Source organism: Bacillus sp. FG16, from assembly GCF_057809515.1.
Map to the genome: position 1 here is coordinate 25,488 of NZ_JBMDKC010000057.1, position 12,524 is coordinate 38,011.

Consider the following 12,524-nt stretch of genomic DNA (forward strand, 5'->3'; position numbering starts at 1 on the left):
TTATCATTTGCAGCTCATTTTATCTCGCTCATTAAAGTTTCACTTTATTTTAACTTTGAGAATGATGGTGATTTTTTTATGTTGAAAGTAAAACGTCCATTTGATGCCTATTTAGATGAAATGAATAAAATTACAATTTTGCTCCCACATGCGTATGGAACAAGTCGGACATTTCGTTTGCAAGAAGGAAGTAATGTGAAAGATTTACCGATTGCTCATACTATTGCGCTTCCAGATGCAACGAAGTATGAGTGCTTTATAGAAGAGCCGCTAGATGTGGGGAAGTATTATACAGTACGAGATGAACGGAATGAAGAAACGGATTTACAAATAGGTGCTGTTATTCGAACAACAAATTTCGATGAAAAATATTATTACGAAGGTACAGATTTAGGTGCTGTGTATCAAAAAGAAGAAACGACATTTAAAGTATGGGCCCCAACTGCAAGGCTTGCGAAAGTAAGAATTTATAAGAGCGATAAAGAATATACCGATTATGAAATGTATAGGGGAGAAAACGGAGTTTGGATTCAAGCATTACAAGGTGATTTAGACAGAGCACGCTATACATTTCTCGTTTGTATTAATTTAATATGGAACGAAGCTGTGGATCCTTATGCAAAGTCGGTGACGGTAAACGGAAAACACGGTGTTGTTATCGATTTAGAAAAAACGAATGTAACAAGACGAGAGGGATTACCACCGTTACAATCAATGACAGATGCCATATTGTATGAACTGCATATTCGTGATGCGACTATACATCAAAATAGTGGAGTGAGTCAAAAGGGAACATATAAAGGATTGATGGAAGAGGGAACAACAGGACGGAACGGGACGTTAACAGGGTTGTCTCATATAAAAGATTTAGGTGTTACACATGTTGAACTATTACCTTTATATTGTTTCGGTGGTGTAGATGAGGCGAATCCTTCGTCCGCCTATAATTGGGGATATAATCCATTATATTACAATGCACCAACAGGATTTTATGCTACAAATCCCTCTGACCCGTATAACAGGATAGTAGAGTGTAAACAGTTGATCGAGACATTTCATGAGCATGGCATTAGGGTGATTATAGATGTTGTATATAATCATGTTTATGAAAGAGAGCTATCATCATTTGAAAAGCTTGTTCCAGGCTATTATTTTCGTCATGGTGAAGATGGTATGCCTTCTAATGGGACGGGAGTCGGAAATGATATAGCGTCTGAACGGAAAATGATGAGGAAATTCATTGTAGAGTCTATTTTATATTGGCTTACTGAATACAATGTCGATGGATTCCGATTCGACTTAATGGGAATTTTAGATGTTGATACAATGAATATGATAGAAAAAGAAGTGCGAAACATAAAACGAGATGCTTTGTTATTAGGAGAAGGATGGGATTTACAAACACCGCTTCCTCTTGAGGAAAAAGCAACGTTAAATAATGCGAAGAAAATGCCACATATCGCGCAGTTTAATGATCAATTTCGTGATGGGATAAAAGGGAGTACATTTCATATAAATAAGCGTGGTTTTGCATTTGGTGGGCATGTAGACTGTAATCATTTGCAGTATATTGCAGCAGGAAGCCTTTTAAGTATGAAAGAAACAGGGCTGTTTCTAGAGCCGGCGCAAAGTATTAACTATGTAGAATGTCATGATAATATGACGATGTGGGATAAACTAGTGCGCAGTAATGAAGAATCAGAAGCGATTTTGAAAAAACGTCACCTGCTAGCGAGCGCAATGGTTATTCTTTCACAAGGTATTCCTTTCTTACATGCAGGACAAGAGTTTTATCGTACGAAGAAAGGAAATGAAAATAGCTATAATGCAAGTGATGAGATCAATCAATTAGATTGGGATCAAAAAGAGAAAGAAATAGAGACCGTTAACTATATAAAAGGTTTAATTGCGATTCGTAAAGAGCATGGGGCATTCCGATTACAAAACGCAGACCTTATAAAAAAACATATGACTTTTTTACAAACATCTACAGAAGTACTTGCATATCACCTAGAGCATGCAGAATCGTTTGGGCCGTGGAAAGAGATTGTCGTTTTATTTAATAGTGGTTTAGAAGCTAAAACTGTGCAACTTCCGAAAGAAGAAACGTGGCATGTGATAGTAGACGAAAAGCAAGCGAAAATAGAGCCAATTTCTTCATTTAGAGGAAAGGAACTTAGGCTCGCTCCAATTAGCACGTATATATTGACGATAATGTGACAAATCGCTACTTGACGATGAGAATGTAATAAATGTAGAATTGACAAAGGTGACGATTTTGATAAGTTGTCATTCTATGACAGGTTTTGTAAAATAAAATAGAGAATTTTTGGCTGAGGCTAATTTTTCTTTTCATTTACAGTAAAATATATGAATCCACAACATGTGTAGAAATGTTGCGGTTTTTCTTTTCATAACTATAAAAGATAAGGATTTGTTAACGGGTAATGAATATGGAATGGTTGGAACAATTATTAGGAAAAGAGTGGAGTCTTGTACCGGCTGGTGGAGTAACGGGCGATGCATATATTGCGCAAAACGGACAACAGAAGTTATTTTTAAAGCGGAATACATCGCCCTTTTTAGCGGTATTGTCAGCAGAAGGAATTGTTCCAAAATTACTTTGGACAAGAAGGGTAACGAACGGTGATGTAATTTCTGCTCAAAAATGGCTTCCGGGACAGAAGTTAGAGCCAGAGGATATGAAACTAGAACGTGTTGCGAAACTTTTGAAGAAAATTCACTCCTCTAAAGCGCTTGTACAGATGATTCAAAGACTTGGGAAGCAGCCGCTTCACGCACAAGAGTTATTACAACAACTGCAACTCGTTTTAAGAGGAGATATAAGGGATGATGAAACAATTCAGCAAGGCCTTCAATATTTAATGGATTCATTAAAAGATATTGAATACAATGAATTCGTTGTATGCCATTGTGATGTAAACCATAACAACTGGATATTGTCGGATGAAGATGAGTTGTTTTTAATTGATTGGGATGGAGCTGTAATTGCTGACCCAGCTCTAGACCTTGGTATGTTATTATATTGGTACATTCCGCGCCAGGAGTGGAGTGAGTGGCTCGGTTTTTATGATATTGAAATGGATGAATCGCTGCTTAGGCGCATGAGATGGTATGTGATAGCACAAACGATTTTGTCTATTCAATGGCATACAACAAAAAAACAGCAAGCAGAAGCTGAATATTGGCATCAATATTTACAGCAACTACTTGCTTCAGAATAATACTTAAGAAAAATTGTCCATTCCAGCAATCCACTGAGTAAGTTGTTCTTGATTATTGGAAATATGGTTGTCCAAATTAGAGGAAGATTTACCCGATTGACTATAAGAATATACATCGTTTAGCATTGTTTTAGCGTCACTACTTATATTATCGTTTGCGAGTAACGATTGAATGAGGCGCTCTAATTGCTCGCATTCTGAAACTGTCCCGCAGCAATCACTTTGGTGGTTGACTAAAATATCTTTCAGCACTTCTAATTGATGTTGTTGATTAATTGGCATGAACGGATCATCCTTTCGATTGTTTTTCTCTTCAAATGTAAGAGAAAAAGCTGTTTCGTCATGGAATGTTTAATGCTGTATGTAGTTTTTATCAAAATGGTACATCTTATACTTGAAAGAAACGGACCGAGTGCTCGTACGTACTTGGTTTTTTGTTTGGTAGATTGATTAAAAAAAGAAAGAAGGAATTATTCCTTTAAAATAGTTTTGTAAAGAGAGGGAGACATCTATGCGTTTAAGACATAAACCATATGCAATGGATCGAATTAACGAGTATTCACATATCGTAATCGGAAACCCAGAGGAGCGCGCTGGTAACTGGAAAGAAGTATTTGGAAATGAACAACCAATTCATATTGAAGTAGGTACAGGTCGTGGCCGCTTTATGTATGATATGGCAAAAGCGAATCCACATATTAATTATATCGGAATTGAAAAATTCACAAGTGTTGTTGTAGATGCACTTGATAAATTAATTGAAGAAGAAGTGCCGAACTTAAAGTTAATTAATAAAGATGCTGAAGATTTAACAGTTTTCTTTGCAAAAGGTGAGATTGATCGCGTTTATTTAAACTTCTCAGATCCATGGCCAAAGAAGCGTCATACGAAGCGTCGTTTAACGTATAAAACGTTTTTACGCAATTATGAAGAAGTGTTAGTAGAAGGCGGAGAAATTCATTTCAAAACAGATAATCAAGGTTTATTTGAATATTCTCTTATGAGTATGGCTGAGTATGGTATGTTACTAACGTACTTAAGCTTAGATCTTCATAACAGCGACTTTGAAGGTAACATCATGACTGAATACGAAGAGAAATTCTCTAGTAAAGGTCATCGTATTTACCGAGTTGAAGCAAAATATCGTACAGAGCCTATGCAGTAATGCATAGGTTTTTTTACATCTAAAATAATCAGAATTTTATGTTAAGATTAATTGAAAGGGGGATGTGTAATGGAACAGTTACAAATTGGAGATATAAAAGTAACGTGGTTAAAAGGCGGAAATCCACATTTAGATGGAGGGGCAATGTTTGGTGTTGTGCCGAAAGTACTTTGGTCACGTAAATATAAACATAATGACACAAATCATATTTACTTACGAACAGATCCGTTACTTTTACAAACGAAAGATGGAAATATGCTCATTGATTCAGGAATAGGAAACGGTAAGTTGGATGAGAAGATGAAACGAAATCAAGGTGTAACAGAAGAATCATCGGTTTATGAATCGTTAGAAAAACAGGGATTAAAGCCTGAAGATATTCAATATGTTTTAATGACACATCTTCATTTTGATCATGCATCTGGTCTAACAAAATGGGAAGATGATCACCTTGTGCCGGCATTTCCAAATGCGAAAGTTTACGTAAGTGAAACAGAATGGAATGAAATGAGGAATCCAAACATTAGATCACGTAATACATATTGGAAGGAAAATTGGGAGCCAATTGTAGATCAAGTTGTTACGTTCCAGCAAGAAATAGAAATTACAGATGAAATCAAGATGGCGCATACGGGTGGTCATAGTGATGGACATGCAGTTATCGCTTTGGAGAGTCAAGGGGAAACGATGCTACATTTAGCAGATCTCTTGCCGACGCACGCGCATCAAAATGTATTATGGGTAATGGCATACGATGATTATCCGATGACCTCGATTGAAAATAAACAAAAATGGATGAAGTATGGTGCTGACAAAGAGGCGTGGTTTACGTTTTATCATGATGCATATTATCGTGCTGTGAAGTGGAATGAGGAAGGGCATATCGTAGAAAAAATAGAACGGAAAACGAGTATAGAAGCATAAAAATAGGAAGTTGTTCCATCATATTTATTGGAGCAGCTTCTTTTTTATTGTGGGGTTTTGTCGGTAAGTCGATATATTTAAAAAATCGCTGATATAATTTTAATCAATACTCGCAATTTCAAAAAAATAAGAGGTTCACCTAATGGGAACCCTCCGTTTTATGCTGCTATAACCTCTAAAACAGTACCTGTTTTAGCATCAACTAAAAATTCAAATCGTTCTTGTATATCATCTAACATTGTTGTAAGACCGCCGCGATAAACTTCATATGCGACATCATATTTTTCAAATGTCTCTGGAACCATATGTACCCAAGAGCCAGTAATTTCACCTTTATGACTTAATGCTTGTTTCACCATTTTCAATGCTTTTTCTGAAGAAATATGGGATTGTTCTTGTACTTTGTTTGCAACGAGATAACCAGCTGCGAACCCAACGCCAAGACCTGCTACTAAACCTTTCCAGCTCATATATTCACCTCAATTCTATAAAATAAAAATAGTGTACCAATAATAATTATAAAGCAAATACAGCTAAAAAAGAAGAAACTAGAAACATTTCGAAAATTTCGTTACAATAAAAGAGGTATTCTACTAAGGTTTGAAAGAAGGGGACTTCGTGAATAAAGAGACATTGCAATTATTTCGTACGTTAACAGAATTACAAGGTGCATCAGGTTTTGAACATGATGTACGCCGTTTTATGAAACAAGAATTAAGCAAATATGCGGATGAAATTGTACAAGACGGTTTAGGTAGCGTATTTGGTCTGAAAAAAGGGGACGAAACTGGCCCGCGTGTTCTTGTAGCAGGTCATATGGATGAAGTAGGTTTCATGGTTACGCAAATTACGAAAAACGGAATGCTTCGTTTTCAAACGTTAGGCGGCTGGTGGAGCCAAGTTTTATTAGCGCAGCGTGTACAAGTTATGACGAAGAATGGTCCTGTTATTGGGGTTGTTGGTTCTATTCCTCCTCATTTATTAAGTGACGCGCAACGTGCAAAACCGATGGATATAAAAAATATGTTAATTGATATAGGTGCAGATAGTTATGAAGATGCGATTGAAATTGGTGTAAAACCAGGACAACAAATCGTGCCGATTTGCCCATTCACACCGATGGCAAATGAGAAGAAAATTATGGCGAAAGCTTGGGACAACCGTTACGGATGTGGTCTTGCAATCGAATTGTTAAAAGAATTAAAAGATGAAACATTACCAAATACATTATATTCTGGTGCTACTGTACAAGAAGAAGTAGGTCTTCGCGGAGCGCAAACAGCTGCAAATATGATTCAACCAGACATTTTCTATGCGCTTGATGCAAGTCCAGCAAACGATGCATCTGGTGACAAAACGCAGTTCGGTCAATTAGGAAAAGGTGCTCTTCTTCGTATTTACGATCGCACGATGGTAACACATAGAGGAATGCGCGAATTCATTTTAGATACAGCAGAAACAAACAACATTCCGTACCAATACTTTATTTCACAAGGTGGTACAGATGCGGGCCGTGTACATACAAGTAACTCTGGTATCCCATCAGCAGTAATTGGTGTTTGTGCACGCTACATTCATACACATGCTTCAATTTTACATGTTGATGATTATGCAGCGGCGAAAGAATTAATTACGAAGCTTGTAAGAACAACAGATAAAACGACGTTAGAGACAATTAAGAATAACGCGTAGAAAAGAAGGGCTGAAGAGCCTTTCTTTTTTTAGGTGGGAGAGATGCCCCGGCGTTGTGTGGTTGCGATGCTTCCATGTATAAAGAGTAAATTGATTAAGGTAAAATGATGAATTTTTATAGAGGTGAACGAAATGAAAGTAGTAGTAGGATCGAAGAATAAGACGAAGGTTGGGGCTGTGGAGAAGGTTTGGAAAGATGCTGAAATTACATCTCTTTCTGTTCCTTCAGGGGTAGCAAATCAGCCGTTTTCAGATGAAGAGACGATGCAAGGAGCGATTAATAGAGCGAAACGAGCGCTAGAGGAAGGAGAAGCTCCAATCGGTATTGGACTAGAGGGCGGTGTGATGAAAACAGAGCACGGTTTATTTATGTGTAACTGGGGCGCACTAGCAACAAGTGATGGGAAAGTATTCGTGGCTGGAGGGGCGCGTATTACGTTACCAGACGATTTTTTAGCACCTCTTGAAGATGGCAAGGAGTTAAGTGAAGTGATGGAAGAGTTTGTACATAGAAAAGACATTCGTAGTCACGAAGGTGCGATCGGTATTTTTACAGATGATTATGTCGACCGCACGGAATTATTTGTACACGTTGTTAAGTTACTTGTTGGGCAATATAAGTATGACAAAAAGCAAGCATAAACCTTGCACCATGCGCGATGTATGGTAGTATAAAAGAAAGATTATAACATGAAAACATGCACTCGTTAGAGGAGGAAATATAGATGAAGTCATTAGAAAGCATGGAGCAATTCCAACAATTAAAAAATGAAGAGAATGTAGTCTTTATGTTCTCAGCAGAATGGTGCCCAGACTGCCGTTTTGTAGACCCATTTATGCCAGAAGTAGAAGAGAAATATAGTGATTTCTCATTTTACTATGTAGATCGTGATGAGTTTATTGATCTATGTGTAAAATTAGACGTATTTGGCATTCCGAGCTTTGTAGCGTACAATAAGGGTGAAGAAACTGGTCGCTATGTAAACAAAGATCGTAAAACACAAGAACAAATCGAAGAGTTCATTGAAGGTTTAAAATAAGGCAATTTGCCAATTGAATTGTAAAACAACCTCTACCTTCGCGGGGGAGGTTATTTTTTTGGAAGGGAGGAAAAAGAGATGAAGATGACAAGTAAAAAGATGAAAGACGAGTTAATGAAGAAATTATCTCGCTCAGAATGGGACTTTCAGTATGATAGCGAGAAAGAAGTTCTACGTATAGAACAGAAAGACTCGAAAAAAGGTATTAACGTATCGCTTCCAGGAGTTGTGGCGAAATGGGAAGTGAACAAAGAAAAGGCAATTGAAGAGGTTGCTTATTACGTACAAGAAGCGCTAATTGCGATGCATAAAGAAGAAAATAGCGGAGCGAAAATTTTACCTGTTATTCGCTCTACTTCTTTCCCGAAACAAGCAGAAGAAGGAAATCCGTTTATTATGACGGATCATACGGCGGAAACACGTATTTACTACGCGTTAGATTCTAATAAAACGTATCGACTAATTGATGAGCGTTTATTACAAAAGTTAGAGCTTACAGAACAACAAGTACGTGAAATGGCATTATTCAATGCTCGCTCATTAGGTTATGAATTTAAGCAGGATACAGTAGCAGGTAATACATTCTACTTTTTAAACACAAACGATGGGTATGATGCGACGCGTATTTTAAACGAATCGTTACTACAATCGATGCGTGAAAAGATTTCTGGTGACATGGTTGTTGCTGTTCCTCACCAAGATGTATTAATTATTGCTGATATCGTTAACGAAATCGGTTATGATATTATTGCACAAATGACAATGAAATTTTTTGCCGAAGGGCATGTTCCGATTACATCACTTTCATTCGTATATGAAGAAGGAGAATTTGAACCAATCTTTATTTTAGCGAAAAATCGGAAGAAGACAGATGGAAAAGAGAAAGGATGAACGAAGTGAACGTTTTTTACAACCTTGAAGGAATTGGTGACACTTTAATTGTTGCCTTACAAGATATTACTTTAGAGAACCGTACTTTTGATCGCAAAGGAGATGTTGCTCGCGTTTATGATCGTGAAAGCAACGTAACGGGAGGATTCAACATCTTTAATGCATCTTCTTATTTAGAAGTAACGGAAACAGGTAACCTTACATTAACGAAAGAGCTTGTTGAGAAAATCAACGAAATTTTAGCGAAGAACGGCTTTGAAGAAACAGTAGAAGCAGATCTTTCTCCGAAATTTGTTGTAGGTTATGTAGCTGAAAAAGAAAAGCATCCAAATGCTGATAAGTTAAACATCTGTAAAGTAGAAATCGGTACAGAAACATTACAAATCGTATGTGGCGCACCAAACGTTGATGCAGGACAAAAAGTTGTCGTTGCAAAAATCGGTGCTGTAATGCCAAGCGGTATGTTAATCAAGCCAGCTGAGCTTCGCGGTGTTCCTTCTTCTGGAATGATCTGCTCTGCACGTGAATTAGAGCTTCCAGACGCTCCACAAGAAAAAGGTATTCTTGTATTAGAAGATAGCTTTGAAGTTGGACAAGAGTTTAAATTTTAATTGATATAAGAAAAGAGAGGTTGTCCTTTTGGACAGCCTCTTTTTTTGTCATTTTTGTTGGTAAGTCGAAATTTCGTGTTGAATCGTTGATATATTGAGAGTTGTGATAGATATACTCAAAAAATCGTTAATATGATAAGGATGTCACCTTTTTTCTTAAAATCTATATTGTATTTTATAAACAAACTAGTTAAAATTTAGAAAAATAGAAGGGGATAGACGTATGAAACAACAACCAAAAATCGCAGAACTTCTAAAACGAATTGAAATTTCAAAACAGCAAGATGTTGAGCTAGGTACTTATGAAATATATGTGTTTAGTGAAAGTGAATTAGAAAAAGGACAAATCGGTTACCGATATGATAAACATAAAAAGTCATTAATAAGTGAAGAAAACGGAAAGTGGCAAGAAGGATGGATTGCAATTGGATATGAAACGGATATGGGCGATCCGATTTTCGTAAATATAGATGATGACGCTTATCCAGTTTATACTGCAGAACGTGGTACAGAAACATGGCAGCCAGTTTATATTGGAAATATGGATGAGATTATAGGGCAATTATAAGAAAAACTTTGAATCTGGTGCAAAGTGATAGGAGAGAAGTATGAAGTATATAAAAATAATGGGCATGATTGCATTCATTGGAATATATATGGCTGGTTGTTCACAAGAGCAGCCGAAAAAAGAAACTACATCTTCTATACAAGAGAAAAGAAAAGCTAACAAAGAAGACGCACCGATAGAAAAGCAGCAAGAAGAAAAGAAAGAAGAATCGCAAGCAATTCAAACGAATGAACACGTAGAACATAGGCAAGAGGAAGTATCAGCCGAGGAAAAGAAAGAAGAAACTATGCCGGTGCAGCCAACTGAGCAACCAGTGCAAAATAATGAACAAAAAGTAGAGAGTAATGAAAAACAAGGAAAGTTTCTCGTCGTTATTGATCCAGGGCATCAACAAAAAGCGAATTTAAATTTAGAGCCGATTGGACCAGGAGCGGCGACGCAAAAATATAAAGTGACAGATGGTACAACTGGTGTTGTGACGAAAAAAAGAGAGGCTGTACTTGTATTAGAAATGGCTTTCGTATTAAAAGAAAAGTTAGAAGCAAAGGGAATACAAGTATTAATGACGAGAACGTCACAAGATGTGGATATAAGTAATAAAGAACGCGCGACATTTGCGAATGATCATAAGGCAAATTTATTTTTACGTCTTCATGCAGATGGTTCTGAAAATCCGAATCAAAGTGGATTTGCTGTATTAACGTCGGCAGAAGGAAGTCCGTACACGAAAGAGATTTATGCTGAAAGTCTTCAAATCTCTCAAACGATTGTAAATAAAATGAGAGAGAATCAGCAAGTGAAAGTGAATGGAATTAAATTCAGGGATGATCTTTCTGGATTTAATTGGGCAAAAGTTCCTGGTGTACTATTAGAACTTGGGTTTATGTCAAACCATGAAGAGGATAAAAAATTATCTGACCCGCAGTATGTAAATTCTTTATTGCAAAGTGTAACGGATAGTGTTGATGAATATCGGAGGAGTAAAGCTTAAGCGCAGTCTTACATGAAAGGCTGCGTTTTTCCATATGAAAACACTCGTAAATTAGAATATTGTGGATAAATATGACATGCTTAATTTTACCTGCACTTTTTGCCGAATGCTGATACAATAAAGGATGTTACTATTTAGTAGAAAGAGTGGTAAGCATGTTAGATTGGATGAAAAAGCTGTTTAACAAAGAGGAAGAACAAACAGCGATGAATAAAGAAGTACCAAAGCAAATGGAAAGTCAGCCGAAAATTCCGCGTGTAAACCACTACACTGAAGCAAGAGAAGCACAAATGGCAAGTAGGAATGCAGGTAAATGCCGTTTTCCATTAGTACCGGATAATGGGTTTGATGAAGAGGATGTTATAGAAGCAGGGCATTTTGAAGAACAACCTGTTCAAGCTGTAACGTATGAAGATCAGCCTATTCAAAGAGGAATAAAAGTGGAAAGAAGCAGACGACCGTATGTGGAGAAGGTAGTTTCTACATATGAAGAACCGGAAGTGCAATATGAACCGGAGCGAGAGTCTGTCATTAAAAAGGCATCTGCACCAGTGCAAGAAAGTAACCGTAGACCATTTCGTCCAACAGAAATGATTTCGCCAATTTACGGATATAATCGTCCTTCTGTAGAGAAAAAGGAAGAAAAGCAGGAGGAAGTAAAGGAAAGAGAAGATCTTGAAATATCTGTAGAGGGCAAAGCAGTTGTTGATGCATGGTTAGAGAAAAAAGGATATACATTATCGGATTTCTCAGAAGGGCAAGCAACGTCTTCTTCGCCTAGTCATGAATCAGTTGGTCAACAAGATAAAAAGAAAGAAAAATCAGTTGTTGATCAATGGCTAGAGAAAAACGGTTATGAAATTGAACGCCAAGAGCCTTTAGTAGAAGAAAAAGAAGTGATTCAAGAAATGAGTACACCGCAGGAAGTTTCAGCGGATGAATTACTTCATAAAACAGTAGCTGAGCAGATGGAAAGTGCTAAGCTAGAAAAAGATGTAGTGGTGTTAAACGAAAACAATCTACAAGAAGAAGTAGTAGCTTCTAAAGTAGAGCACGAGGATACAATATTATCAGAAGAAATTAAACGTAATACAGAAATAGAACAACCTACTATTGAAGTAGAAAAGCAAACTTCACAAGAATCAGTGATTGTCAAAGCAGAAGAAAAACTTGAAGAAACAATCATTGTGGAAATACCAGAAGAACTAGAAGAAGTGGAAGTAATTACAGAAACAGAAGAGCTAGAAGAAGTAGAAGTAATTGCAGAAACGGAAGAGTCAGAAGAAGTAGAAGTGATTGCAGAAGCAGAAGAGCTAGAAGAAGTAGAAGTAATTGCAGAAACAGAAGAAGTGGAAGTAATTGCAGAAGCGGAAGAGTCAGAAGAAGTAGAAGTAATT

The 12,524-nt window shown here is 37.0% G+C and carries 13 protein-coding genes and 1 pseudogene; 12 read left to right on the top strand and 2 right to left on the bottom strand.

Features of this window, described 5'->3' with window-relative positions:
• The first annotated feature begins 78 nt into the window (after positions 1–78).
• On the top strand, positions 79–2,220 hold the full coding sequence (gene pulA / locus ACODS7_RS19890) for a type I pullulanase (RefSeq protein ID WP_098629348.1): 2,142 nt from the start codon (positions 79–81) through the stop codon (positions 2,218–2,220).
• 227 nt (positions 2,221–2,447) lie between these two features.
• The gene (locus ACODS7_RS19895; protein WP_029443442.1) at positions 2,448–3,245 is read left to right on the top strand and encodes a phosphotransferase family protein; all 798 of its coding nucleotides are present in this window, start codon (positions 2,448–2,450) and stop codon (positions 3,243–3,245) included.
• Between the two features lie 3 nt (positions 3,246–3,248).
• On the opposite strand, the gene ACODS7_RS19900 is transcribed toward ACODS7_RS19895, so the two are convergent.
• The gene (locus tag ACODS7_RS19900; protein WP_001122235.1) at positions 3,249–3,527 is read right to left on the bottom strand and encodes a YtzH-like family protein; all 279 of its coding nucleotides are present in this window, start codon (positions 3,525–3,527) and stop codon (positions 3,249–3,251) included.
• 229 nt (positions 3,528–3,756) lie between these two features.
• Here ACODS7_RS19900 and trmB point away from each other — a divergent pair, with 229 nt between their 5' ends.
• Entirely contained in the window at positions 3,757–4,410 is a 654-nt protein-coding gene (gene trmB, locus ACODS7_RS19905) for a tRNA (guanosine(46)-N7)-methyltransferase TrmB (RefSeq protein WP_001239383.1), read from the top strand.
• Positions 4,411–4,479: 69 nt separating this feature from the next.
• Positions 4,480–5,334: a YtnP family quorum-quenching lactonase gene (locus tag ACODS7_RS19910; protein ID WP_243168324.1), complete on the top strand. Its 855-nt coding sequence runs from the start codon at positions 4,480–4,482 to the stop codon at positions 5,332–5,334.
• A 158-nt stretch (positions 5,335–5,492) separates the two neighbouring features.
• Here ACODS7_RS19910 and ACODS7_RS19915 read toward each other — a convergent pair whose 3' ends face one another.
• Positions 5,493–5,804 (bottom strand): PepSY domain-containing protein, encoded by a 312-nt coding sequence (locus tag ACODS7_RS19915; RefSeq protein WP_000118541.1) that lies wholly within the window; start codon positions 5,802–5,804, stop codon positions 5,493–5,495.
• A gap of 148 nt (positions 5,805–5,952) precedes the next feature.
• On the opposite strand from ACODS7_RS19915, the gene ACODS7_RS19920 reads away from it, so the two are divergent.
• The 8 genes and pseudogenes from ACODS7_RS19920 to ACODS7_RS19955 form a co-directional block, all read left to right on the top strand.
• Entirely contained in the window at positions 5,953–7,026 is a 1,074-nt protein-coding gene (locus ACODS7_RS19920) for a M42 family metallopeptidase (RefSeq protein WP_001031517.1), read from the top strand.
• 132 nt (positions 7,027–7,158) lie between these two features.
• Entirely contained in the window at positions 7,159–7,668 is a 510-nt protein-coding gene (locus tag ACODS7_RS19925; RefSeq protein ID WP_016080032.1) for a DUF84 family protein, read from the top strand.
• An 83-nt stretch (positions 7,669–7,751) separates the two neighbouring features.
• Positions 7,752–8,066 carry a thioredoxin family protein gene (locus ACODS7_RS19930; protein ID WP_000838193.1) on the top strand — a complete coding sequence of 105 codons (315 nt, stop codon included), beginning with the start codon at positions 7,752–7,754 and terminating at the stop codon, positions 8,064–8,066.
• Positions 8,067–8,144: 78 nt separating this feature from the next.
• Complete coding sequence (locus tag ACODS7_RS19935) at positions 8,145–8,957, top strand: DUF1444 domain-containing protein (protein WP_050844595.1); 813 nt, start codon at positions 8,145–8,147, stop codon at positions 8,955–8,957.
• On the top strand, positions 8,954–9,568 hold the full coding sequence (gene ytpR / locus ACODS7_RS19940) for a YtpR family tRNA-binding protein (protein ID WP_001006777.1): 615 nt from the start codon (positions 8,954–8,956) through the stop codon (positions 9,566–9,568). The genes ACODS7_RS19935 and ytpR overlap by 4 nt, the downstream gene beginning before the upstream one ends.
• Positions 9,569–9,791: 223 nt before the next feature.
• Positions 9,792–10,136: a hypothetical protein gene (locus tag ACODS7_RS19945; RefSeq protein WP_050844594.1), complete on the top strand. Its 345-nt coding sequence runs from the start codon at positions 9,792–9,794 to the stop codon at positions 10,134–10,136.
• A 40-nt stretch (positions 10,137–10,176) separates the two neighbouring features.
• A complete protein-coding gene (locus ACODS7_RS19950) occupies positions 10,177–11,127 on the top strand; it encodes an N-acetylmuramoyl-L-alanine amidase (RefSeq protein ID WP_140163759.1) in 951 nt (316 codons plus the stop codon).
• Between the two features lie 155 nt (positions 11,128–11,282).
• Positions 11,283–12,524 (top strand): annotated as a pseudogene (locus ACODS7_RS19955) (DNA translocase FtsK); the annotation flags it as partial.